Consider the following 25,415-nt stretch of genomic DNA (forward strand, 5'->3'; position numbering starts at 1 on the left):
TAATTATGCAAGTCCTAAGTCAATATAAACCATGACTTTTTTCTCATTATTTGACTCGCGATTTCAATATGGCCTTCCAGTTTTTCCATTGACTTATTCAACTGCCAATCATCTTCTTTGTTGATCTGAACATCCTTTTGTTATCATAGTCTTCAATCTGATTTAGTGGGTAATTTATTGTCATGAATATTCAAACCGGTTTTGTATTAACTCGACAAGCCCGTGATCTGACGTCTTACTCTTCACCTTCAAAAACGCTAATTGAGTTATGGGTTAAAACCGATACAAAGCCTGTTCAACTGCTCATAGAAGGTGAACGTCCGGTTTGCTTTATTGCACAATCAGATTATCAAGTTGCTAGCACGTTATTGCAAAACGCCTCATTTGCAATTGATTTGAAGCCTGTTGATTTACAGAACTTTGAATCCCAACCCATTGTTGCATGTTACGCCAACACCACAAAAGCATTACAACAAGCCAAAGCATTATTGAATCAAGCCAGTATCACGACTTTTGAAGATGATATTCGGCTAGCCGATCGTTTTCTTATGGAACGTTTCATTCGTGGCGGCATCCAATTTTTAGGTGATATAACGTCTTATCCGCAATACCAAAAAATCACCCATGCAAAATGCAAAGCCGCTGATTTTAAACCTCTGTTTAATGTTGTTTCCTTAGATATTGAGTGCTCTGAAAAAGGCATTCTTTATTCTGTTGGATTAGATTCAAAAGATGATAAACGAGTCATCATGGTGGGTTCAAAGCCAGAACCTACCCATGAACCAGGATTTCACATTGATTGGGTGGAAAATGAGCTTTCATTGCTCAAAGCTCTGATTGATTGGTTTCAACACTATGATCCAGACATCATCATTGGGTGGAACGTCATTGATTTCGATTTTCGCTTATTAGCAAAACGAGCAGAGTGTTACAAATTACCATTTAAGATCGGCCGTGGCAGTCAGAATTTATACTTCCGGCAATCTAATAACACACAACAAGGATTTGTATCCATTCCTGGTCGAGTGGTTTTAGATGGCATTGATACTTTAAAAACGGCCACTTATCACTTTAATTCATGGGCGTTAGAATCCGTGTCACAAGAATTATTAGGCGAAGGAAAAATCATTCATGACCCTTTTAATCGCATGGATGAAATTAATCGACAGTTTCGAGAAGATAAAATAGCTTTAGCAACATACAACTTGCAAGATTGTCGCTTGGTTACGCGTATTTTTGAAAAAACACATTTACTCGAGTTTGCGATTGAACGTTCACGCTTAACCGGTGTTGAATTAGATCGCATTGGTGGCTCAGTTGCCGCCTTTAGCAACCTATATTTACCTCAATTACACCGCGCAGGTTATATCGCCCCAAATCTTCACCCAGAGAATTGGTTCGCCAGCCCTGGTGGCTATGTTATGGACTCTGATCCTGGGCTTTATCACTCGGTCTTAGTGCTGGATTTTAAGTCGCTGTACCCTTCTATCATTCGCACTTTCCTTATTGACCCTATGGGTTTAGTTGAAGGATTAAAACTCAATATTGGCACCTCAGAAAATCAAGCCGTCGAAGGATTTCGTGGTGGGCAATTTCACCGCTCTAAACATTTTTTACCGAAAATGATCGAAGATTTATGGGCTGCCCGTGATGTTGCAAAAAAAAATAATGAAGCTGCGTTTTCTCAAGCGATTAAAATCATCATGAATTCGTTTTATGGTGTACTCGGATCGTCTGGTTGTCGCTTTTTTGATACCCGCTTAGCCTCTTCTATAACTATGCGTGGGCATGAAATCATGAAGCAAACCCGTAGGTTGATTGAAGATAAAGGTTATAAAGTAATTTATGGCGACACCGACTCGCTGTTTGTCTCATTAATCGCCCCTCATGCTCCAGAGAAAGCCAATAAGATTGGGCAATTACTGATCGATGAAATGAACCTTTGGTGGCAGAAACATATTAAAGAAACTTACGGTTTAACTTCAGCCTTAGAACTTGAGTATGAAACCCATTATCAACGCTTTTTAATGCCAACAATTCGTGGGTCTGAAACTGGCTCGAAGAAACGCTATTGCGGTCTAATCAATAATGATGGCGTTGAAGAAATGATATTTAAAGGTCTGGAAAGCGCTCGTACAGACTGGACTCCACTGTCTCATCATTTTCAGCATCATTTATATACCATGATTTTCCATGATGAAGAGCCCCAAGCTTACATACGCCAATATGTGGAAGATACTTTAAACGGAAAATACGATGCCGATCTTGTTTATCAAAAGCGACTACGTCGTAAGTTAAATGAATACCAAAAAAACATTCCACCTCAAGTAAGAGCAGCAAGACTTGCCGACGAAAAAAATGCACGTATGGGCAGGCCTCTACAATATCAAAATAAAGGTCGAATCGAGTATTTATTTACTTTAAATGGACCAGAGCCTAAAGACTACTTAGAAAGTAAAATTGATTATCAACATTACATCGATAAACAAATCAAACCCGTTGCAGATGCAATTTTGCCATTCATTGGCTTGGATTTTGAATCGATCATTGCTCCACAAATTGGTTTGTTCTAAGCTTTCCTTTATTTCATCATTTTCTTTGTTTATTCGACTAATTATTTTGCGTATTCACTTAAGTTCGTGATATTTTCTCGCAGATATCGATAAACAAAAATAGAGCCTCTGTGCTCCTTGATTAATATTCTAGGAAAGATCATGCCAAAAGCTAGTGAAATTAAAAAAAATGCCGTTGTTGAACTCAATGGACGTGTTTTCTCAGTACGTGAAGTGAGCAAATTAACACCAAGTGGCCGTGCAGGTGCGAGCCTTTATCGTATGCGTATGTACGATGTAGCAACAGGCGCTAAATCTGATGAAAGCTTTAAAGCGGATGAAATCCTAACTTTAGCCGATTTTAGTCGTCATAGCGTGATGTTTTCTTATATTGACGGTGATGAATATATCTTTATGGACAATGAAGATTACACGCCTTACCACTTCAACAAAGAAACGATTGCCGATGAAGTGCTATTCTTTAACGAAGATACTCAAGGCTTAAGTGTTGTTATCGTCAATGGTTCTCCTGTTGCGATTGAACTACCATCAAGCGTTGAATTAGAAATTGTTGAAACATCACCATCGATTAAAGGCGCTTCCGCAAGTGCTCGCACAAAACCGGCAACATTAACAACTGGCCTTGTGGTTCAAGTTCCTGAATACATTGCTGGCGGTGAAAAAATCAAAATCAATGTTGTTGAGCGTAAATTCATGAGCCGTGCCGATTAATCGACATACTTAGCAACAGAACAAACCAGCTATAATTCTATAAAGTAAAATAAGGTAACAATGACTGATTTAATTTCTTATGATGATGTAATCGAAGTGGGCTATGACATTTTTTTGGAAATGGCCCCCGATAATCTAGAAGCAGTGGATGTGATCCTATTTACTGCACAATTCGAAGATCGTGGTGCAGCCGAAGTGGTTGAAACTGGCGACGATTGGGTTGAGCATGTGGGTTTTGACGTTGATAAAGAAACTTACGCTGAAGTGGTTATTGGCTTAGTCAATGACACCGATGATGCGTTAGATGATGTCTTTGCTCGCTTATTAATTAGCCGAGATCCTGACAATAAATTTTGTCATATTCTTTGGAAGCGTGATTAATCGTTCTAACTATACACAAGTAGCTTACAAAAACGCCTCATTATAAAATGAGGCGTTTTTTATATCTGTAGTTCAATTCAGATAAAAGTAATATTACTGACGAGTTCTTGTCTTACCCGCTGTAGACGATGGCTTACGACGATTTGTCGGCTTACCTTGACGTCCACCAACCGCTTCACCATTATTGGTTTTATTGGTTGTTGTTCCTTTTGTTGCAACATTACCGCGTGTAGCACTGCGACCACGACCTTTCGCCGTTGTGGTGCGTTCTTCATGGCGCTTAACAGCACGACGAATTTTCTGTCCACGCGAACGATCACGTTTACGAGAATGCATATCAGGATCAATCAAGGTTTCGCTTTCAGGTTTTAATTCAACCATTTCACGCAAGTAGTTGACTTCTTTCAACTCAAGTTCCACCCAACCACCACGTGGTAGGCCTTTCTCAAGGAAAATATCACCGTAGCGCACACGTTTCAGACGGCTTACCGTCACACCTTGTGATTCCCACAAACGACGCACTTCACGGTTACGGCCTTCTGTGATCATGACATAAAACGTGTGGTTCATGCCTTCACCACCAGCATAAACAACATCTTCAAAGCGCGCCATGCCATCTTCTAGCTCAACGCCTTTAGTAACATTACGAACCATGTCTTCGTTTATCTCACCAAAAACACGCACTAAATATTCACGTTCAACTTGACGGCTTGGGTGCATTAAACGGTTGGCTAACTCACCATCAGTGGTGAAGAGTAATAAACCACCGGTGTTGGCATCGAGACGACCAACGGAAACCCAGCGAGAACCTTTAATTTTTGGCAAACGGTCAAAAACAGTACGACGACCTTCAGGATCATGACGAGTACATAACTCCCCTTCAGGTTTATTGTATGCCAGTACGCGACAGATCACTTCATCAGAGTCTTTTACTGAAACTTTGTGTCCATCAATACGAACTATCGCATTCTCATCTTCTAATCGATCACCTAATTTGGCGACTTGACCGTTTATGCTCACACGACCTGCTTGGATCATCGTTTCTAATTCACGACGAGAACCATTACCCGCACGAGCTAAAATTTTCTGTAACTTTTCGTTCATTTTTTTACCTATTATTCGTCGACTTCACAGCCGTCTTCACTGCTCAATAGTCATTAACTACATAACTCTATATTAAACAATAATTTAAATTTAATTTCTTTCTTAAAACTGTATGAAGTTTCAGAGAGGCTGTGAAGTATACATGAGTTCTTATATGAACAGAATGGAATTAAATGCCTCACTGAAATCATGATCTCGCAGCAGGCACCAAACCACGTGTCCACCCTTTCTTTTTTGGTGTTTATTAACACTAATCACAACATCAATAACCACTTACAAAACAAATTGTTAACATGAATTTTACTGATAAAAATCTCTATTTTTCATTACAAAAATATATCATCAACAATCCATCCTATTTATATTGTAATCAACAATATTTAGGTCAATGATGAGTTCACTCATTTCATTCTATTTAGAGTTCAGTTGTTACCTGTATCCAAAATATAAAGTTAGCCGAGCAACTGAAATTTGGATACAAGGTATTGGAGAAAAATTATGAATCAAAACTGCCCTGCTTGTAAAAGTAGCTTAGCGCCACATTCCCATCGTTGTGTAAAATGTGGTTATTTTTTAAACCCTGAAGATGATGAGAAAGATCGAGCAAAACGTCTTGCTCAACAAAAAGCCATGTTTGATCAAATGGAAGAAGAAGATTACACATCATTTCGATGGTGGAATGTGTGGGCAGGGCTTAACGTAGTAGCCTCTACATTAACTTTTTTTATTGCCTTAAGTTATGATTTGACTTGGCTAGCAGCGATGATGGGTATTGTTTTTGTATTTGCAGTTTATTGTTTAAGGTTAAATAAATATGCCTTCGTCATCCTCACAGTAATGACGTTTGATCCCATCTTAATGTTAATCAATCACCGTTATTTGAAATCCCGTTGGAACCATAAAAGACTTACGACTAACCTCTAGCGCAGTTAAGCTTTTCAGGAAACAAAAAGCCCCAAAAAATGGGGCTTAAAATCAAACAGGCTCGTTCAACAAATTTCTGAATCGGCTTATTGAAACGGTGTTGGATCACCAGCACCTTGACGAGCAATGATCATCTCATCATCACTAAAATCAATCACTGTCGTGGGTTGCTCACCCAAATACCCACCATTCATGATCAAATCGACTGAATGCTCAAGCTTATCGCGAATATCTTCTGGATCAGCTTCAGCATGATCATTACCAGGCAAAATCAAAGTGGTCGACATTAAGGGCTCACCAAGTGCTTCCAATAAATCCAATGCAATTTTATTATCTGGAATTCGAATACCTATCGTTTTACGTTTTGCGTTCATTAAACGGCGTGGTACTTCTTTTGTCCCTTTAAAGATAAAAGTATAAGCACCAGGTGTGTTATTTTTTAATAAACGAAAGGCGGTATTATCGATACGTGCATAAAGAGATAGTTCCGATAAGTCACGGCACAATAATGTGAAATTATGTTTATCATCCAGTTTACGTATGCGACATATTCGCTCTAACGCATTTTTGTTTTCAAGTTGACAGCCAAGGGCATAACCAGAATCGGTTGGGTAAACAATCACACCACCATTACGGATAATAGCAACGGCTTGATTAATTAATCGAGCTTGAGGGTTGTCAGGGTGTAAGTAAAAAAATTGGCTCATTGATACTCCTCATTGAGATAAGACCAAAATAGCTGAGTCAATCTGAGCCATTTTGATGTTGATTGGCTTACTGCGTATCAGTATTTGAGGTGCTGACACTATTAATTTGCAGATGCGCGATCTGCTGCCAATCCTTCCACACTGGTTCAACCCCAGCAGGTAACCATAAATTTCGGCCTAACTCCATCCAAGGGGATGGGTAATGAAAGTCCGAACCTTGAGACGCTAATAATTTGTATTCTATCGCATAGTCCGCCAAGTTGCGTCTTTCATGCGGTGCTTGCTGCGGCTGAGCAACTTCCATTGCATCCCCACCCGCTTCAACGAATGCGGCAATTAAACGCTTCAACCACTTAGCTGTCAATTGATAACGACCCGGATGAGCTAAAACCGCCATTCCACCTGCGGCATGAATCGCTTCTACCGCTTCTTTCATATCACACCACGCAGGCGGCACATACCCCGGATTATTGCGGGTAAGATACTTTTTAAACACCAACTGCATTGTTTTGGCATAACCATTGTCTACAAGCCATTTAGCAAAGTGTGCACGAGTAATCGAAGCATCCCCTGCGATTTCTTTCACTTCTTCTAAAACACCTGGCCTAGTGTGTTTAGCCAAGCGTTCAGCCATCAACTCAGAACGCACAATACGACGTTGTTTCTGATCATCAATCAAACTCACTAACTGTGGGTGTTCAATATCAATATTCAATCCAACAATATGAATATCTTTATTTTGCCAAACGGTGGAGAGTTCAATGCCCGAAATCAAATGCAAGGGTAATTCATGCTCTGTAATCAACCGTTGAGCTTCAGGTATGGCATCCACACAATCATGGTCAGTAATAGCAAGCACATCGAGATTAAACTCAACCGCGCGCTCAAGCAGTTGTTGGGCAGTAAAGCGACCATCAGAACAAGTTGTATGGCTATGTAAATCAATTCTCATGGATTTTGACTACCTGCTTAATAAAAGAAAGTGAAATAAAAACTTGACTTTGAACTCGCGTACTAGTTAACTAGTCCAACAGTTAGCCACCTTACGTTAGAGGCCGTTATGTTACAGTCAAACACTATGTTACAAGATAATAACATTCATACGAATGGCAATGTACCGCTTTCTGCACTTTCTACTTTAGTGCCGGCTTTCTCTGTACAAGCATCTGGCTTCAAATCTTTTCATAGTGAAATCGGCAATAACATCAGCCGCTGGCGTGCTTGGCCACTTTTCATAGGGCAAGTAGGTTAATGGAAGAATTCTCTAAGTGAGACCCAGACACTACTAGCCCGCTTAATGCGGGTTTTTTATTGCCCAAACATTTATTCTTGAGCACATTGTGACCAACAAACGAACAAGTGATTGAGAAATCAACAAACAGGTAGCTTTCACCTCAACGGATGTCAATTAATCACAAAAAAGACATTGGGCATCCATAAAGTTTATGCGACTATCAATAACAATAAAGATATCGATAAGCTTGTGAAAGCAAACGGATTTTGAAAAAATTAGCAAAGGAAGTCTTATGAATAAGGCAGCAAAGATTCATCAAGATAATATTAGCCATAAGCACCCGATTGAAGTATTCCAAGTAGAAACCGCCTACTTAGAAGATCCGACGCAAGTATTCAACGCATTATGCGTAAATGACAACGCTCTTGAGACACAAAATAGCCTGTTGTTAGAAAGTGCGGAAATCAGCTCAAAAGAGAACCTAAAGAGTTTATTGTTAATTGACGCCGCTGTTCGTATTGAATGCCGTGGTCACCAAGTCGTAATGACAGCCAAAACACTCAATGGTCAAAATTTATTACAAGCCGTAAAAGCGAACTTAACCAGTGGTGTTTTGATTGAGGAAACGAGTTGCTCATTAACCCTTCATTTTGAGTCACTCAATGACGTGTTAGACGAAGATTCTCGCTTACGCCAATCTTCAAGTTTTGATGCTCTGCGCGTAGTTCAGCATAGTTTCGATTTGGAACAGTTGTCTTGTTCAAGTGATATCAATGAAAAGTTTGCTATTTTCATCGGCGGTTTATTTGCCTACGACTTAGTGGCTAACTTCGAAAACCTTGGTGATGCCGATACGATAGATAACTGCCCTGATTATGTTTTCTATGTTGCTGAAACCTTAATGGTATTTGACCATCAAGCAAAACAATGTCACGTACAAGCCAGCGCATTTAACAGCACTAACTCGATCAACGCAAAATTACAGCAACGTTTAGCCTCTATCGCAGAACACTGTACCGATGTCGCACCATTGCCAAAAGCCACCCAAGTGGAAGACATGGCCGTACAAACTAACATCAACGATCAAGATTTCTGCCAAATCGTTCGTGACTTAAAAGAGTTTGTGGTGAAAGGTGACATCTTCCAAGTGGTGCCTTCTCGTCGCTTTACCTTGCCTTGCCCTTCGCCTTTGTCGGCTTATAAAGCATTAAAACAAAGCAACCCAAGCCCATACATGTTTTACATGAAAGATGAATTATTTACTTTGTTCGGTGCTTCCCCTGAAAGTGCACTGAAATACGATGCTGATAGCGAACAAATTGAAATCTACCCAATTGCTGGCACTCGTCGTCGTGGCAAAAATACAGATGGCAGCATCAACTTCGATTTAGATAGCCGCATTGAGTTGGAATTACGTAACGATAAAAAAGAAAATGCCGAGCACATGATGTTGGTCGATTTAGCCCGTAATGATGTCGCTCGTATTGCCACCGCCGGATCTCGCCACGTGGCTGATTTATTGAAAGTGGATCGCTACAGTCATGTCATGCACTTAGTGTCTCGTGTTGTCGGTGAGTTACGTCATGACCTTGATGCCCTACACGCCTATCAAGCATGTATGAATATGGGCACATTAACTGGCGCACCAAAAATTCGCGCGATGCAACTTATCCGAGAAGTAGAACAACAACGTCGTGGCACTTACGGCGGAGCTGTCGGTTACTTAACTGGTGAAGGTGATTTAGATACTTGTATCGTGATTCGCTCCGCTTACGTCGAAAATGGCATTGCTCATGTTCAAGCCGGTGCCGGTGTGGTATTTGATTCTGACCCTCAATCGGAAGCCGATGAAACTCGCGGAAAAGCACAAGCGTGTATCAGTGCGATTCAATTAGCGCATCAAACAACCGATGCTAATCCAACTCACACTCAACAAGGATAAGGTGAACATCATGGCCAATATTGTATTTGTCGATAACTTTGACTCTTTCACCTACAACCTTGTTGATCAGTTCCGCACCCTTGGTCACGATGTCACGATTTATCGTAACCACATCGCAGCAGAAACCATTGAACAAGCAATCAATCAACTTGAAAACCCGATTGTTGTATTGTCACCAGGGCCGGGCGAACCATCTAAAGCGGGGTGCATGCCAGAGCTTATCCAGCGCTTAAAAGGTAAAGTGCCAATGATCGGCATTTGTCTCGGTCATCAAGCCATCGTGGAAGCCTACGGTGGCAAAGTGTCTGGCGCAGGGGAAATCATTCATGGCAAGGTATCTATGATGGTGCACGACAACCACCCTACTTACCAAAGCTTACCTTCACCGTTTGCCATCGCCCGTTATCATTCATTAGTGGCAACCGAAGTCAGTGATGCATTGACCATTACCGCGGAAGTCGATGGCCTCGTCATGTCGGTGGTCGAAGAACATCACAAAGTCTGTGGATTCCAATTTCATCCTGAATCCATTATGACCACATACGGCGCAACCTTGCTTGAAAACACCATTAATTGGGCATTAGAAAAATAAAAGCAACAAGCCGACGAAGAATTTATAAGGACATGAATATGCAAGATATTATTAATAAGCTGTACGATCAGCAAGATTTAACCAAGCCAGAAAGCCAACAATTATTTGATACCATTATCAAAGGTGATATGGATCCTATTTTACTTGGTGCAGCCTTAACGGCATTAAAAATCAAAGGCGAAACACCCGATGAGATAGCCGGTGCTGCCGAAGCGCTCCTTGCGAATGCTTCCCCTTTTCCAAGCATTGACTACGACTTTGCCGATATCGTCGGCACAGGTGGTGATGGCTCTAATACCATTAATATCTCAACCACAGCCGCGTTTGTGGCCGCAGCTTGCGGTGTGAAAATAGCCAAACATGGCAATCGTGGTGTATCGAGCAAATCTGGCTCATCCGATTTACTCGACTCTTTTGGTATTAATCTTGCCATGAGCCCAGAAGATACCAAGAAAGCCGTTGATGAAATTGGAGTCGCCTTCTTATTTGCACCGCAGTACCATGGCGGCGTACGCCATGCAATGCCCGTTCGCCAAGCGATGAAAACACGCACGATCTTCAACCTACTGGGTCCATTAATTAACCCAGCACGTCCAACTATTGAATTAATGGGTGTGTATGATGAGTCGCTGGTACGTCCTATTGCTGAAACCATGGCAAAAATGGGTTTAAAACGCGCAGCTGTCGTTCACGGAAGTGGATTAGATGAAGTCGCGATCCATGGCCCAACGCTGGTGAACGAGATCGTGAATGGTGAAATTAAAGAATACACCTTAACCCCAGAAGATTTCGGGGTAAAAACCCACCCACTGGAAGCAATTAAAGGTGGCGAACCAGAAGAAAATCGTGCCATTATCACTAAAATACTCAATGGTGAAGGCACAGAAGCGCAGGTTTCAGCTGTGGCAGTCAATGTGGCATTACTTTTGCGCTTATTTGGCCAAGAAGATCTTAAAGCCAACACTCTACAAGCCATTGAAGTTATGAACTCAGGTAAAGCGTACCAATTGGTAACTCAATTAGCATCTCGCGGCTAAACCTTTGGCTTTAAAATTTTAACGGCCAAGCATACAAAGAATTTTAGGAGAGAAACGTGGAAACTGTATTAGCGAAAATTGTTGCCGATAAGCGCATTTGGGTTGAAGCGCGTAAAACGCAGCAACCGCTTGAAAGCTTTAAAAATGAATTAACGCCAAGCGATCGCGATTTCTACCAAGCACTGAATACGGGAAAAACCGAATTTATATTAGAGTGCAAGAAAGCCTCCCCTTCTAAGGGTTTGATCCGTGATGACTTTGATCTGGACTACATTGCTTCGGTTTATGCTAAACATGCTAGTGCCATTTCAGTATTGACCGATGAGAAGTACTTTCAAGGTGACTTTAATTTTCTTCCTCAAGTTCGTAATCAAGTCACTCAACCGGTTATTTGCAAAGATTTCATGATCGATGAGTACCAAGTCTATCTGGCTCGTCATTATCAAGCCGATGCGATTTTATTGATGCTCTCAGTACTCGATGACGACGAATACCGTCATCTTGCTGAAGTGGCAACAAGCCTTAGCCTTGGGTATTTAACCGAAGTCAGTAACGAAGAAGAATTAGAACGTGCGATTGCTTTAAAAGCGCCGATAGTTGGGATCAACAACCGTAACTTACGTGACTTGTCAATTACACTTGAACGCACCAAAGAACTCGCACCACGCCTACCGAAAGGTACGATAGTCATCTCCGAATCGGGCATTCACAACCACCAGCAAGTGAAAGAATTATCAAAATTTGCTAATGGTTTCTTAATTGGTAGCTCGTTAATGTCGGAAGACAACTTAGAAATCGCGGTTCGTCGTGTATTGCTCGGTGAAAATAAGGTGTGTGGATTAACTCACCCCGATGATGCCAACCTTGTTTATCAAGCAGGTAGTGTTTATGGTGGGCTGATCTTTGCTAAAGGCTCAAAACGCCGTGTGGATATTGAAACTGCTCGTTTAATCATGAGCGGTGCCCCTCTTCATTACGTTGGAGTATTCCAAAACCAATCGATGGATGAAGTAGCGCAAACCGCCAATCAACTCGGTTTAGCTGCAGTGCAATTACATGGTGCCGAGAGTCAAGCAGATGTCACTAAACTTCGTACACTACTGCCTAAAAGCGTCAAGATTTGGAAAGCGTATGGCGTGAGCGACACACTTCCAACCTTACTTGAAAAGCATGTCGATAAACATTTATTGGACGCACAAGTTGGAAGTCAATCAGGAGGAACAGGAATGAGTTTTGATTGGGCACTATTAGAAGAATATTCAAACAACGGAACTGGCGACACTTCAACCAGTCACCGTAAAAACATTATGATTGCTGGCGGTTTATCAGCAGATAATGTTGAAGAAGCGGGTCAACTTGGCTGTATTGGTTTGGATTTAAACTCTGGTGTTGAGATTGAACCTGGCAAAAAAGACCCACAAAAACTACTGGCAGCATTTACTGCATTAAGAAATTATTAAGTCACCGATTCATTTATTAATAAAACGTTGTTAATAAGACGCTCGTTGACCGTTAAAAGGATTATATTTTATGGCTAAGTTAGATGCCTATTTTGGTGAGTATGGTGGTCAATATGTACCACAAATTTTAGTTCCTGCATTAGATCAGTTAGAACAAGCCTTCATTGATGCGCAAGAAGACCCTGAATTCCAAGCAGAATTCATGGGCTTATTGCAAGAATATGCAGGCCGCCCTACCGCTTTAACCCTTTGTCGCAATATGACAAAAGGCACAAAAACTAAACTGTACCTAAAACGCGAAGATCTCCTTCACGGCGGCGCACATAAAACCAACCAAGTGCTTGGGCAAGCTCTACTTGCTAAACGTATGGGTAAAAAAGAAATCATTGCAGAAACAGGTGCCGGTCAACACGGCGTTGCTACTGCACTTGCTTGTGCTTTACTCGATTTGAAATGTCGCGTTTATATGGGCGCAAAAGATGTTGAGCGTCAAAGCCCGAACGTCTTCCGTATGAAATTAATGGGCGCAGAAGTGATCCCTGTTCATTCCGGTTCAGCCACCTTAAAAGATGCGTGTAACGAAGCGTTGCGTGACTGGTCTGCCACTTATGAAGATGCGCATTACCTTCTTGGTACGGCTGCCGGCCCTCACCCATTCCCAACGATTGTTCGTGAATTCCAACGCATCATTGGTGAAGAAACCAAAAATCAAATTCTCGCTCGTGAAGGTCGTCTACCTGATTCAATTATTGCTTGTGTCGGCGGAGGTTCAAATGCCATTGGTATTTTTGCAGACTTTATTCCAGATGAAGAAGTTGCCTTAATTGGTGTCGAACCTGCCGGTTTAGGTATTGATACTGACCAACATGGCGCTCCACTTAAACATGGTAAAACCGGTATTTTCTTCGGTATGAAATCGCCGTTGATGCAAGATAAGCATGGTCAAATTGAAGAATCTTACTCCGTATCTGCGGGCTTAGATTTCCCATCTGTTGGGCCGCAACATGCTCACCTAAACGCCACAGGCCGTGCACAATATGTTTCTATTACGGATGATGAAGCGTTAGATGCTTTCCAAAACCTTGCTTCACATGAAGGCATTATTCCGGCTTTAGAGTCTTCACATGCTTTGGCTTATGCTCTAAAAATGGCGTACGAGGATCCAGAAAAAGAACAGCTATTAGTCGTGAATCTATCCGGTCGTGGCGATAAAGATATCTTTACCGTCCATAAGTTACTTGAAGAAAAAGGAGCGATCTAATGACCCAATCTCACTCAACTCGTTATGAAGCGCTCTTTAATCAACTGGAGCAGAAAAACCAAGGTGCATTTGTTCCTTTCGTGACTATTGGTGATCCCAACCCAGAACAGTCTTTACAAATCATGCACACGCTTGTGGAAGCTGGCGCAGATGCATTGGAATTAGGCTTGCCTTTCTCCGATCCACTTGCAGATGGCCCAACCATTCAAGGTGCCAATATCCGTGCTTTGGATTCAGGCACTACGCCCGATACTTGCTTTGAATTAATCAGTCAAATTCGTGCGAAATATCCGCAACTGCCAATCGGCTTATTGGTGTACGCTAACTTAGTGTTTGCTCGCGGTATTGACGACTTTTATGCTCGTTGCCAAAAAGCAGGCGTTGATTCGGTACTCATTGCCGATGTTCCTACCGGTGAAAGTACGCCTTTCAATCAATCGGCAAAAGCACATGGCATTCATCCTATTTTCATCGCTCCGCCAACCGCCAGCGATGAAACACTCAACGATGTTGCTCGCTTAGGTGGTGGCTACACTTACTTACTTTCTCGCTCGGGCGTAACAGGCGCAGAGACCAAGGCCAATATGCCTGTCCATGCTTTGCTTGAACGTTTAAATCAATATGATGCCCCACCGGCATTATTAGGGTTTGGTATTTCAGAGCCAAGCCAAGTAAAAGAAGCGATTCAAGCCGGAGCTGCCGGAGCTATTTCAGGCTCTGCTGTCGTTAAGATTATTGAAAACAATCAATCTCAGCCAGAAGTTATGCTAGAAAAGTTACATGACTTTGTACATGCAATGAAAGAAGCAACACAAAAGTAGGCATTTCATGCTGAATTACATATTAAGGGACGATTATCGTCCCTTTTTTGTAGCAAAGTATCTCTAAACGGTTTTCATTCTGTTTGAAATGGTTAGACTTAGATTTTTATTGATATACGAATCACATTCTATTTTGCGGTGATATCCATTATTAACAACGGTAAAAGTACAACATGAAGCAAATTATTGATTTTATTCCACTGGTCATTTTCTTTTTTCTTTATAAAAGCTATGACATCTATGTTGCAACCGGTGCGTTAATTGTTGCAACCGCAATTCAAGTCGCCGTGACTTACTTCCTTTACAAGAAAGTCGAAAAGATGCAAATCATCACTTTTGCTATGGTCGCAGTTTTCGGTGGCATGACTTTGTTCTTCCACGATGACAATTTCATCAAATGGAAAGTCACCATTATCTACGCATTATTTGCAGTTGGTTTATTGGTTTCAGACTTTATGGGTAAACCCGTCATTAAAGGCATGTTAAGCAAAGAACTAACATTGCCGGAGTTTGTTTGGAAACGCATCAACATTGCATGGGTTATCTTCTTTGCCTTCTGCGCCGTTATCAATATTTATGTCGCTTACAACATGCCTTTGGATGTGTGGGTGAACTTTAAAGTCTTCGGTTTATTAATCGCAACTTTCGCATTTACTCTTCTTAGTGGTGTTTATATTTACAAATATATGCCTAAAGAGAAAAAAGAAGATTAAATTGCACGTTATTTCACCAATTAAATGGTGAGACATTCTATTCTAAGTCCATTACTGCCATAATTTATTTCAGTAATGGACTTTTTTATTTAGGACCGCTTATGAGCAAACCAACCGAACATCCAAAGGGTTCAATGATCCTTCGTACTCTTGCTATGCCGGCTGACACCAACGCCAATGGTGATATTTTTGGTGGCTGGATCATGTCTCAACTCGATTTAGCTGGCGCTATCATGGCAAAAGAAATCTCAAATAGCCGCGTTGTTACTGTTTCCGTTTCTAGTATCACTTTTAAACAACCGGTAAAAGTTGGTGATGTAGTTTGTTGCTACGGTGAATGTATTAAGATTGGCCGTACTTCAATGTCAATTGCTTTGGAAGTTTGGGTCAAATCCGTCAGCCTAGATGGTGTTGGTGAAAAGAACAAAGTTTGCGAAGCAACATTCAATTACGTAGCAATTGATAGTAATGGCCAACCACGCCCAGTCAAATCAGAGTGATAGGACTACAAAAATGTAGGCTTTTATGACGGTTCACCCCACCATAATCCCGTTTTTTAGTGAAAAGGTGGCCTTCTTTTTTTCAGCAGCGTATATTACTTTCTATCAAAGATTAAACATAAAGGATTATCGAACATGTGGTACGTCATTTTTTCTCAAGATGTTGAAAATTCTCTCGAAAAGCGTATGAGCGTTCGTGAAAAACATTTAGCACGTCTAAATACATTAAAAGATGAAGGTCGTTTGTTGGTTGCAGGACCAATGCCTGCCATTGATTCAGATAACCCAGGCGAAGCTGGATTCACAGGCTCAACCGTTATTGCACAGTTTAATTCATTAGAAGATGCTCAAACATGGGCGGATGCAGACCCGTATATTGAAGCGGGTGTTTACGCTAATGTGACGGTTAAACCATTTAAGAAAGTTCTTCCATAGGGATATTTATGAAGTTTAAAACCCCTCTTCTGGCATTAATTGCTTCAACCATTTTAATGGGTTGTGCAAGCCACGATGAAATCGCCATGATGGCCGATCACCGTGCCAGTGTGATCGAAGCAGGTTTACCTTACAAGCTTGGCCCTCTGAATGTGATGAGTGCAAAATCTGATGGCCACACGGTTAATCTACTCATGATTTACAATAGCTCAGGCAGTATTGCCCCACAAAAGCTAGTGGATGCAAGTGCTAATGTTTACTGTAAAGATAATGAAGTTCGCTCAGTGTTGAAAAAAGGTGTTAGCTACCATGTCATAATTAGAAATGAACGTGGCAAAATGTTGGTAGAAAAATACATCAATGAAGGGACGTGTTCCGAACTGGAAGGTTAAAAAAATGGTCTGTTATTACAACAGACCATTTTTATTTTATTGGTTCAACCAGAAACAAATGTTAGCTGAGCCAATGCTTAATGCTGATTCGATTACATATCGTGAACAAAATCAATCATCATTGGTAGTAAGTATGTCCAAAATACATAACCGCCCCCAATTAACACCGCCACCCAAAAGACCAAGCTCAGTACTCTTGAAATAACTTGGCGGTTAAATGGATCCGGTTCACCACAACCCGGACACATAACGGCTTTTTTGGATATTTGTTTTTCACAAGTAGGACACGACGCTAATGGCATAACTTTTATTCCTTGGACTGAATATCTAATGAATCACTTTTATATAATCATGCTACAAACTTGAGAAATTGCCACTAAAAATCATAAATTTAACAAAAAAATCATTAGTTTATTGATCTATCCACTCAAGTAATGTAAATAAAATTTGACCTACCACTTATACCAACTTCAATACCCGTGCACTTTACTGCAAGTTAAAAACTAACGCTTTTAAGCTGGCTTGTTCATCAAGATCAGCAAATTCTACTGGATTCGCTAAACGCTCAACAAAGCTTAGATCGGGAGCTTCTTCAGCCATCGACGTAGTTAAAAAGTCAGGGCTTACCGCCGGCGAATTAACACACGCTAGAACTTCACCACCAGCCGTTAATAAGCCCGGTAAACGGCGTAATATTTTTTTGTAGTCTTTAGTTAAAGCAAAGCTGCCTTTTTGAAATGAAGGTGGATCAATGATGATCAAATCATAAGGTCCAAACTTAGTGATCTTTCCCCATGAACGGAAAATATCGTGCCCTAAAAAAGTGACATTTGATAAATCATGCTCATTTAAGCGATGGTTATCACGACCACGGCTCAGTGCGCCTTTTGCCATATCGATATTAACCACGTTCTCGGCTCCACCAGCCATCGCAGCCACAGAAAACCCACAGGTGTATGAAAATAAATTCAGTACCTTCTTACCATGTGAGCGCTCTTTTACCCACTGGCGGCCATTACGCATATCTAAAAAGATACCCATGTTTTGGTTCTTACCTAATACCAATTGATATTTAAGACCATTTTCAATACCAACAACTTCCGTTGCTACCTCACCGACAACGCTTTCAAAAGGAGCACCATGTTCGTATCTGTGCTGAAGACCAATCCCTTTACCTGAAGCTTGTAACCATTCTGCGCTATTAGAAAAACTCACTAACTGTTGTTTTAACTCAGCGAGGAAAACATCATCAACAGGCTTAAATAAGGTGATAATTAGATGCTCACCAATCCAATCAGCAGTAATTTGTTCAAGCCCAGCCCACATTTGTCCACGCCCATGAAAGAGACGACGCATTTCATGCTGGCATTCAGGCAACGTTTTTTGAAGGTAGGTAATAAATATTGGTAGTTCAGTGATTAACATGTTCGGTTCACTTTCTTTAATAAGATTGAATAAAATTACTTAATACTTGGCCACGGTAAGTCACCAGGTATTGACCATGATTCAATAGCTTGCTTTACACTATCACTCTGCCATTTCTCCCCCATATTGGGAAATGATGTCGGGTTGCAGATAAATTCAAAATCACGGCTCAAATAAGAAAAAGACAATGCAAAAGCGTGCAGATATCCACGGTCAGCTTGACTGCTCGGCGTATAGATATCATCCCCAATAATAGACGACCCAATTGAATTTAGAGCCACGCGGATTTGATGTGTTTTCCCAGTATGAGGTTTACATAGAAACACTCGCTGCCCTTCTTGACCAGCAGCTGAAAAGAATTGTGTTTTCGCAGGATTGTTCAAAGATTTAAGTAACTTCCAACTTGAACGACGAGATCGTTCCATATCACCACACACTAATCCTTGCTTCTTCTTAGGTTTTTTCACACCAATAGCTAAGTAATATTTACTCACCATTCGTTGTGCAAATAACTGAGAAAGATCACTCGCTGCTTGTTGGTGCTTAGCGAGGAGCAAAATGCCTGACGTCATTTTATCTAAGCGGTGAACTAAGTAGAGTTTTTGATCACAAGGTAAAGTATCACCTAGAGCTTTCGTTAATTCGATCAGTAAGGACGTTTCACCGTCATCTTTGTGCACACTGACATTAGGATGTTTGTTAATCACAATAAAATCAGAGTTTTGATGCAGAATATCGAACATGGGAGCCTGTCGTATTATCTATTCCTATTTATCGAAGATTGTTCGCAAAGGAAAATATAGCTGAAAATTTAGTTGCGAAGTATACCGCGTATTCCACTGCAAGGCTTCATGCAAACGTAAAAAAGCCCCGACTTAACGAGGCTTTGATGCTATTGCTCAGACAGAACCGTCATGTAGGCATATCGTTTACCTTAGAAAATCATATCGTCGCCCAGAAAACTAAGCCCATTAAAATCGGACAGACATAGCGCAAATAATTTGGCCATACTTTCCAGAAGAAGCTATTTTCCATATCAGGGTGACCTTGACGAATTTCTTCTAATAATTTAGCTCTATTCCAAACCCAGCCTGCACAAATAGCCCACACTAAGCCTAATAATGGCTGTAAGTAAACCGTAGACACCGTGATCACAAGACCAAACAGACTACCAAAGTTAAATACAATGAGTGACGCAAGTAATATCGCTAGCCCACCTATCCACCACACCGCAGTAGAGCGTTTTTGACCTAATTCTTCAATTGCACAAGAAACGGGTACTTCCAACATTGAAATAGAAGATGTCAGCGCCGCAATCAGCATCAATGCAAAGAATAAAACACTCACTATCGCGCCAGTGCTCCCCATGCTATCGAACATAGCCGGAAGTACTGTGAACACTAATGTATCAGAATTCAGTAACTGCCCAGCTTGATCGTAAATTTGTACGCCATGTTTTTGCGCGACAAACATCGCAGGCAAAATCAATAAACCCGCACCAAAAGCAATCCCAGTATCAATGGCGGCAACTTGCGCTGCAGTTTTTGGAATGTTCACATCTTTTGGTAAGTACGAGCCGTACACTATCATCACGGTTACACCTAATGATAACGAGAAGAATGCTTGCCCCATCGCGCCCACAACTAAATCGGAACTGAAATGTGAGAAATCAGGCACTAGGTACATTTTTAGGCCCTCAATCGCCCCATCTTGCATCATGATGTAAATAATCATGACCACAAATAGACCGACTAATAATGGCATTAAACGCGAAGACCAGCGTTCGATTCCTTCCGTTACTCCCTTCATTACTACTTTCATGGTCAAAGCAATAAATACAAACGCTAAAAATAAATTACGCTCAGTGCTAAACGTTTCTAGCCAATGAGAAACCGAATTCAACCCAACCAGATCTAAAATGGGGCTAACTAGGTAACCCACAAGCCAACCGGCAATGATTGAATAAAAACTCAGAATCATTAAGGCGGTGATTAACCCCATTAAACCGAAACCAAGTGGAATTTTGCTAGCGTTAGGCCAAACACTCGCAATAGAGCGCAATGGATTCGCTTGACCATATCGACCAATCGTCAATTCAGCAATAAGCATTGGTAGCGCCAACACCACAACCATCACGAGATAAACCAGTAGGAAAACCGCGCCACCATTACTGGCGGCTTGCGTTGGAAATCCCCAAACATTGCCTAAACCAACAGCAGAGCCTGCTGCGGCCATTATGAAACCCAATTTAGAACTGAATTGAGCCCTTGAAGCTGAAGCCATAATCTTTTCCGAATTTATAATCACGAGAGCTATCTCGCGCTTTATTTGTAAACTTTACATTGGTGTAAAAAATACCTTACACCCAGCAAAAACGAATATTAACAATAGGGTTGCAAGTAAAGCAGTTTATGCTAGCAATTAAAATAAAAACCATCATAAAAGTTGATTTTTATAATCTTATTGGTCACAAATAAAACAATTTTTCTCTGCAGTGAGCATAACTGACCAGGTTGTATTAATCAGAATGATATTAATCATTCATAAATGACTTACACGTAAGACTTGATATCAACAAATCGAAACAACCATCATTTAATCTGAGCATTTATTTTTACAGGTATAACGGAGAGATGTTGTACTTTTCATTTATAAAATAGCGAACCTATTTATTACTCAAAATTTCGCACGTTCAGTGTTAGTATCAGCCTTAAATGGCATTTTGATTTCAAAGGAATAAATGGAAAAGCTCTATCAAATATTAGCGTTAGCGGGGCTGATTGGTTATTGGCTCTTAGTCGCGTCTGTCACTATCCGTGTTGTGATCAAGCGTCGTGCAGTGAGTGTTTCTCTCGCTTGGCTAATGATTATCTACATCATCCCATTTGTGGGCGTGATCTTGTATTTCTTATTTGGTGAGTTAAACCTTGGTCGCACTCGCGCTGAGCGATCGCAAAAAATGTTCCTACCTTATGGTGAATGGTTTACTCAACTGCATGAATGCCAAGCACATCAACCTAAATTACTCAACATTCAACTGTCTCAAATCCATGATCTGTGCACTAACCGCACTGCCATTCCTGCGTTGTGTGGTAATACCCTTTCCTTACAAGATACCCCTGAAAAAATTCTTCGTTCCATTATCGACGATATTGAAAAAGCGCAAGACAACATACGCATCGAGTTCTATATCTGGGAAAATGGCGGTTTAGTCGATGCCGTTAATAGTGCGCTTATTCAAGCGGCTAAACGTGGGGTAAATATTCAAATATTGATCGATTCTGCTGGTAGTCCGAAATTTTTCCGTAGCCATTGGTATGGGTTAATGAAAAACTCCGGCATCCATATCATACAAGCTCTCGAAGTAAACGCTTTTCGGATGTTCTTCCGCCGCTTGGATTTGCGTCTACACCGTAAGATCATCACAATTGATGATGAAGTCGCTTATACCGGTTCAATGAACATGGTCGATCCTGTGTATTTCAAACAAGGTTCTGGTGTTGGCCAATGGGTTGACATTATGGTGCGAGTGACAGGCCCTACCGTAAATGTACTCGCTGCGATTCACGCTTGGGATTGGGAAGTTGAAACCGGTGAACGTAATTTACCTAGCTTTCCTGTTTGCACTCTCGAAACCAATGGTGCTTTACATCCAGTGCAAGTTGTTCCATCAGGCCCGGGTATGCCAGAAAACTTAATCCAACAAGTACTTACTTTGGCAATAAACCAGGCCAAAGAATCCGTTCGTATTACAACGCCTTACTTTGTGCCGAGTGATAACTTGCTCCAAGTATTAAAAATGACAGCACAACGTGGCGTGTTAGTTGAACTCATTATCCCTAAGAAAAATGACTCCTTGCTAGTAAATTGGGCTTCTAAGTCCTTTTTTAGTGAGCTCCTTGATGCTGGTGTCAGAATTTACCAATTTGATGGTGGACTCTTACACACCAAATCAGTTGTGATCGATCAGCAATATTGTTTAATTGGCAGTGTTAATCTTGATATGCGAAGCTTATGGCTTAACTTCGAGCTCACCCTCGCCGTCGATGATAAAGAATTCACCAAAGAACTTTATTGGGTACAAGACCATTATTTATCACAATCCACTCCAATATCACCAAGTGAGTGGGAACAACGAAATTTTGCACACCGCGTGCTAGAACGTGGGTTTTATTTATTTAATCCACTACTCTAAGGCTCAACTTCAGCGCCATTATCAAGTAATGGAATAGCGACAGAAATAAGGATATACAATGTCAAAGAAATTCGAAACCAAACTGGTTACCGCAGGTCGCAATAAGAAATGGACTCATGGCGTGGTAAACCCACCCGTGCAACGCGCTTCAACCGTGGTGTTTGATACTGTTGCTCAAAAAAATGAAGCGACCATGAAGCGCCAAAGTCATACTTTATTCTATGGTCGTCGTGGTACAGAAACACACTTTGCCTTCCAAGAAGCCATGGTTGAGATTGAAGGCGGCGTAGGTTGCGCGCTTTACCCTTGCGGCGCAGCGGCTATCACCAATTCTATTTTATCTTTCGTTGAACATGGCGATCATATCTTAATGGTCGATAGCTGCTACGAACCGACGCGCGATTTTTGTAATATCATGCTCAAAAAACTTGGCATTGAAACCACCTATTACGAGCCAAGCATCGGTGAAGGCATCCGCGACTTAATCCGTCCAAACACCAAAATTTTATTCATCGAATCGCCAGGTTCTTACACCATGGAAGTTCAAGACGTTCCAACCTTATCTCGCATTGCACATGAACACGATATCATCGTCATGCTTGATAATACGTGGGGCGCAGGGGTGAACTTCTCACCTTTTGAGCATGGTGTGGATATTTCCATTCAAGCCGCCACCAAATACATTGTTGGTCATTCCGATGTCATGTTAGGCACTGCGGTTGCCAATGAGAAGCACTGGCCCCAACTGCGTGAACAAAGTTACTTATTAGGTCAATGCGTCTCACCTGACGATGCTTACACCGCTCTACGTGGAATGCGCACACTCAGTGTTCGCCTAAAGCAGCACGAGCAAAACAGTATCGCGATTGCCAAATGGCTTGAAACTCGCCCTGAGGTCGATCATGTTCGCCACCCTGCTTTGCCATCGTGCCCGGGCCATGAGTTCTTTGTGCGTGATTTTACCGGCTCCAATGGTCTGTTTTCATTTGTGATGAAGACCAGCAATAAAGCCGCAACCACAGCATTACTTGATACCGTGCATCACTTCAGCATGGGCTATTCTTGGGGCGGCTATGAAAGCTTGATCTTGGCTAATGAACCAAGCAGTTTTGATAACATGCGTACAGTGTCTAACCCACACTTTGAAGGCACATTAGTGCGTCTGCATATTGGTTTAGAGAATGTCGATGATCTGATTGAAGATTTAGAGCGCGGTTTTGCAGCCTATAACGAGGCATTACAAAGCTAATTAAGCTGCGTTTTCTTTACAAATAAAACCGGCGAGCTTAATGCTTGCCGGTTTAAAATAACATCAATTAAGAATCTCGAATCAATAGAAAGCCCGACCCGCCTTAACCTTCACCACGCTCTGCATCTTCACGCTTAATCATTTTATGGCCATCTTCCGTGACGCCTTGCTTCCAGTAACTACTGAAATAACTCTTATCACGCTGTATAAGGTCTTTTTCGGTAAAGTGAGCACGGATCGTTTTCATGGCGGTAAACTCACAAGCACACCAAAGCGCGATATCTTGGTTTTGAATCTCAACTTGGGTCACTGCATCTGCGAGCTGCTCCGGATCGTCGCCAATCACGGTATGCAGTTTTACGCCTTTTGGAAGTGTCCAGTTTGGCATATCTTGCGGTGAAGTAAGCTGTACAAAAACATCACCAATGGCATCTTCACTTAACGTTGTAATTTTAGCACTCACCGCTGGAATCGCCGTCATATCGGCAATCAAGATGCACTGATCAGCACTAAAATCGATATCTTGACTGCTACCAGGACCACCAATAAAAATGTTATCCCCAACACTGGCGTGCATCGCCCAAGCAATCGCATAACCACCTCTTTCTGTATTGACGCTATGATCTTCAGTAGACACGATTTCATGCTTAACAAAATCGACACTGATCTCACCTCTATCAAGGTTCAATTCACTGATGGTATAAGTTCGCATGATCGGACGCTGGCCTTCAGGTACTTGACGAATATCAGTATGCCCTTCAGGGTGAAACATCAATTTAATGTAACCACCAAGATCACTCGGTTGTAATTGCTTAAAATCATCGCCTTGCAACACGATGCGAAGCATATTGGGCGTTAGTGACAAAGAATCAATCACAGTGGCGGCTTTCGGTTTACGATTCGGCTTCATTACGATTCCTTATGATCTGCATTATTTTGATGTGTTTCTTTTTCTAGAAATTCAGCATGTTTTTTATCGTCGTTATGGCGATGCATACCACCCATTTCCATTTTATGTTGCAACTTTGCTTTCACACGCTTCACGGTGGAAATACTGGCTCCGGTTTCATCGGCAATCGATTGTAAAGTACGCTCGGTTAATAGCAGTTTGGCGATGCTTTTATGCAACTCGTGATTGGCTCGTCTACCACGAAATTTATCTTCCCATTCACCCGGCTTACCTTTCAATTTACGACGACCTAATTCTGCGGCCATTAAACGCTGGTAGGTTTCTATTTCTTCGTAACCTTTGATTAAACGTAACAAGGCATCGGTTTGCGCGTCATTTGGGCTAAAAGTTAAATCTTGATGGTGCGTTTTAACCGTAATACCTTTTGATAATAAATCCGTGATCACGTCATAAGCGAGCTTAAAGCCCAAACCAAAATCCGTCATCCACCAGATCAGTAAGGTATCACCGGCATTGAGCATTGCTCTGGCGGCTTGAAATTGTGGCCGTTCGTTTAATGGAACATTACCTCTAACCCCCTTTTCAATAAACAGCTTACCTTGAGTATTATTTTTCATCACTTCGATACGTTGATCGATATCTTCAATTTTAGGAGAAACTCGAAGATATCCGATCATTTTTGATTGAGACATATTACCTCCTTCGGCAAACACACAAGCTCATTTAGTGTTAAGTTCAAATTAGAATAGAACGCACAAGCTCATAAGTCAACAAGAAACACCAAATGAGCCTATCACGGTTTTCTTTAGCACTAAAAAAGCCCCACTATTTCTAGTGAGGCTTGAAAGT

At 41.4% G+C, this 25,415-nt stretch carries 26 protein-coding genes; 17 read left to right on the top strand and 9 right to left on the bottom strand.

From position 1 onward, the window contains the following. Nucleotides 1-182: 182 nt before the first annotated feature. From A1QC_RS04800 to A1QC_RS04810, 3 genes are all read left to right on the top strand, one after another. A complete protein-coding gene (locus A1QC_RS04800; RefSeq protein WP_017026164.1) occupies nucleotides 183-2,573 on the top strand; it encodes a DNA polymerase II in 2,391 nt (796 codons plus the stop codon). A gap of 141 nt (nucleotides 2,574-2,714) precedes the next feature. After that, a complete protein-coding gene (gene efpL / locus A1QC_RS04805; protein ID WP_017026165.1) occupies nucleotides 2,715-3,284 on the top strand; it encodes an elongation factor P-like protein EfpL in 570 nt (189 codons plus the stop codon). 60 nt (nucleotides 3,285-3,344) lie between these two features. Then, nucleotides 3,345-3,665 carry an HI1450 family dsDNA-mimic protein gene (locus tag A1QC_RS04810; protein ID WP_017026166.1) on the top strand — a complete coding sequence of 107 codons (321 nt, stop codon included), beginning with the start codon at nucleotides 3,345-3,347 and terminating at the stop codon, nucleotides 3,663-3,665. 93 nt (nucleotides 3,666-3,758) lie between these two features. Here the strand turns inward: A1QC_RS04810 and rluB are convergent, their stop codons facing one another. Further along, nucleotides 3,759-4,769, bottom strand: coding sequence for a 23S rRNA pseudouridine(2605) synthase RluB (rluB, locus tag A1QC_RS04815; protein ID WP_017026167.1), 1,011 nt, complete (start codon nucleotides 4,767-4,769; stop codon nucleotides 3,759-3,761). Nucleotides 4,770-5,267: 498 nt separating this feature from the next. Here rluB and A1QC_RS04820 point away from each other — a divergent pair, with 498 nt between their 5' ends. Then, complete coding sequence (locus tag A1QC_RS04820; RefSeq protein WP_017026168.1) at nucleotides 5,268-5,693, top strand: hypothetical protein; 426 nt, start codon at nucleotides 5,268-5,270, stop codon at nucleotides 5,691-5,693. Nucleotides 5,694-5,779: 86 nt separating this feature from the next. On the opposite strand, the gene A1QC_RS04825 is transcribed toward A1QC_RS04820, so the two are convergent. Then, complete coding sequence (locus A1QC_RS04825; protein ID WP_017026169.1) at nucleotides 5,780-6,400, bottom strand: L-threonylcarbamoyladenylate synthase; 621 nt, start codon at nucleotides 6,398-6,400, stop codon at nucleotides 5,780-5,782. A gap of 67 nt (nucleotides 6,401-6,467) precedes the next feature. After that, entirely contained in the window at nucleotides 6,468-7,352 is an 885-nt protein-coding gene (gene rnm / locus A1QC_RS04830; protein WP_017026170.1) for an RNase RNM, read from the bottom strand. 108 nt (nucleotides 7,353-7,460) lie between these two features. Here rnm and A1QC_RS04835 point away from each other — a divergent pair, with 108 nt between their 5' ends. The 11 genes from A1QC_RS04835 to gspS2 all read left to right on the top strand — a co-directional run bounded on the left by A1QC_RS04835 (nucleotide 7,461) and on the right by gspS2 (nucleotide 16,787). Then, on the top strand, nucleotides 7,461-7,652 hold the full coding sequence (locus A1QC_RS04835; RefSeq protein WP_017026171.1) for a hypothetical protein: 192 nt from the start codon (nucleotides 7,461-7,463) through the stop codon (nucleotides 7,650-7,652). A gap of 274 nt (nucleotides 7,653-7,926) precedes the next feature. After that, complete coding sequence (locus A1QC_RS04840) at nucleotides 7,927-9,576, top strand: anthranilate synthase component 1 (protein ID WP_017026172.1); 1,650 nt, start codon at nucleotides 7,927-7,929, stop codon at nucleotides 9,574-9,576. 10 nt (nucleotides 9,577-9,586) lie between these two features. Next, the gene (locus A1QC_RS04845; RefSeq protein ID WP_017026173.1) at nucleotides 9,587-10,168 is read left to right on the top strand and encodes an aminodeoxychorismate/anthranilate synthase component II; all 582 of its coding nucleotides are present in this window, start codon (nucleotides 9,587-9,589) and stop codon (nucleotides 10,166-10,168) included. 38 nt (nucleotides 10,169-10,206) lie between these two features. Further along, the gene (gene trpD / locus A1QC_RS04850; protein WP_017026174.1) at nucleotides 10,207-11,205 is read left to right on the top strand and encodes an anthranilate phosphoribosyltransferase; all 999 of its coding nucleotides are present in this window, start codon (nucleotides 10,207-10,209) and stop codon (nucleotides 11,203-11,205) included. A gap of 56 nt (nucleotides 11,206-11,261) precedes the next feature. Then, a complete protein-coding gene (gene trpCF / locus A1QC_RS04855) occupies nucleotides 11,262-12,665 on the top strand; it encodes a bifunctional indole-3-glycerol-phosphate synthase TrpC/phosphoribosylanthranilate isomerase TrpF (RefSeq protein WP_017026175.1) in 1,404 nt (467 codons plus the stop codon). 70 nt (nucleotides 12,666-12,735) lie between these two features. Next, nucleotides 12,736-13,926 carry a tryptophan synthase subunit beta gene (trpB, locus tag A1QC_RS04860; protein WP_017026176.1) on the top strand — a complete coding sequence of 397 codons (1,191 nt, stop codon included), beginning with the start codon at nucleotides 12,736-12,738 and terminating at the stop codon, nucleotides 13,924-13,926. Then, entirely contained in the window at nucleotides 13,926-14,747 is an 822-nt protein-coding gene (gene trpA, locus A1QC_RS04865) for a tryptophan synthase subunit alpha (RefSeq protein ID WP_017026177.1), read from the top strand. Before trpB ends, trpA begins: the two co-directional genes overlap by 1 nt. Before the next feature lie 173 nt (nucleotides 14,748-14,920). After that, nucleotides 14,921-15,460, top strand: a complete 540-nt coding sequence (locus A1QC_RS04870; protein WP_017026178.1) for a septation protein A — start codon at nucleotides 14,921-14,923, stop codon at nucleotides 15,458-15,460. A gap of 101 nt (nucleotides 15,461-15,561) precedes the next feature. Further along, nucleotides 15,562-15,960 carry an acyl-CoA thioester hydrolase YciA gene (yciA, locus tag A1QC_RS04875; protein WP_017026179.1) on the top strand — a complete coding sequence of 133 codons (399 nt, stop codon included), beginning with the start codon at nucleotides 15,562-15,564 and terminating at the stop codon, nucleotides 15,958-15,960. Between the two features lie 135 nt (nucleotides 15,961-16,095). Then, on the top strand, nucleotides 16,096-16,395 hold the full coding sequence (locus tag A1QC_RS04880) for a YciI family protein (RefSeq protein WP_017026180.1): 300 nt from the start codon (nucleotides 16,096-16,098) through the stop codon (nucleotides 16,393-16,395). 8 nt (nucleotides 16,396-16,403) lie between these two features. Then, on the top strand, nucleotides 16,404-16,787 hold the full coding sequence (gene gspS2, locus A1QC_RS04885) for a type II secretion system pilot lipoprotein GspS-beta (RefSeq protein WP_017026181.1): 384 nt from the start codon (nucleotides 16,404-16,406) through the stop codon (nucleotides 16,785-16,787). A 92-nt stretch (nucleotides 16,788-16,879) separates the two neighbouring features. Here the strand turns inward: gspS2 and A1QC_RS04890 are convergent, their stop codons facing one another. The 4 genes from A1QC_RS04890 to A1QC_RS04905 form a co-directional block, all read right to left on the bottom strand. Continuing rightward, nucleotides 16,880-17,089, bottom strand: coding sequence for a hypothetical protein (locus A1QC_RS04890; RefSeq protein WP_017026182.1), 210 nt, complete (start codon nucleotides 17,087-17,089; stop codon nucleotides 16,880-16,882). Between the two features lie 184 nt (nucleotides 17,090-17,273). Beyond that, nucleotides 17,274-18,212, bottom strand: a complete 939-nt coding sequence (locus tag A1QC_RS04895) for a class I SAM-dependent methyltransferase (RefSeq protein ID WP_017026183.1) — start codon at nucleotides 18,210-18,212, stop codon at nucleotides 17,274-17,276. Between the two features lie 35 nt (nucleotides 18,213-18,247). Beyond that, nucleotides 18,248-18,955: a TIGR01621 family pseudouridine synthase gene (locus tag A1QC_RS04900; RefSeq protein WP_017026184.1), complete on the bottom strand. Its 708-nt coding sequence runs from the start codon at nucleotides 18,953-18,955 to the stop codon at nucleotides 18,248-18,250. A gap of 199 nt (nucleotides 18,956-19,154) precedes the next feature. Continuing rightward, nucleotides 19,155-20,495, bottom strand: a complete 1,341-nt coding sequence (locus tag A1QC_RS04905; RefSeq protein WP_017026185.1) for a sodium-dependent transporter — start codon at nucleotides 20,493-20,495, stop codon at nucleotides 19,155-19,157. A 457-nt stretch (nucleotides 20,496-20,952) separates the two neighbouring features. On the opposite strand from A1QC_RS04905, the gene cls reads away from it, so the two are divergent. Together cls and A1QC_RS04915 are read left to right on the top strand one after the other, a co-directional pair. Next, the gene (cls, locus tag A1QC_RS04910) at nucleotides 20,953-22,407 is read left to right on the top strand and encodes a cardiolipin synthase (RefSeq protein ID WP_017026186.1); all 1,455 of its coding nucleotides are present in this window, start codon (nucleotides 20,953-20,955) and stop codon (nucleotides 22,405-22,407) included. 58 nt (nucleotides 22,408-22,465) lie between these two features. After that, a complete protein-coding gene (locus A1QC_RS04915) occupies nucleotides 22,466-23,656 on the top strand; it encodes a cystathionine beta-lyase (RefSeq protein ID WP_017026187.1) in 1,191 nt (396 codons plus the stop codon). A gap of 103 nt (nucleotides 23,657-23,759) precedes the next feature. On the opposite strand, the gene A1QC_RS04920 is transcribed toward A1QC_RS04915, so the two are convergent. Next, nucleotides 23,760-24,566, bottom strand: a complete 807-nt coding sequence (locus tag A1QC_RS04920) for a siderophore-interacting protein (protein ID WP_017026188.1) — start codon at nucleotides 24,564-24,566, stop codon at nucleotides 23,760-23,762. Further along, the gene (locus tag A1QC_RS04925; protein ID WP_017026189.1) at nucleotides 24,566-25,258 is read right to left on the bottom strand and encodes a recombinase family protein; all 693 of its coding nucleotides are present in this window, start codon (nucleotides 25,256-25,258) and stop codon (nucleotides 24,566-24,568) included. Before A1QC_RS04925 ends, A1QC_RS04920 begins: the two co-directional genes overlap by 1 nt. Nucleotides 25,259-25,415: the final 157 nt, after the last annotated feature.

This window comes from Vibrio rumoiensis 1S-45 (assembly GCF_000286955.2).
Lineage (GTDB): Bacteria > Pseudomonadota > Gammaproteobacteria > Enterobacterales > Vibrionaceae > Vibrio > Vibrio rumoiensis_A.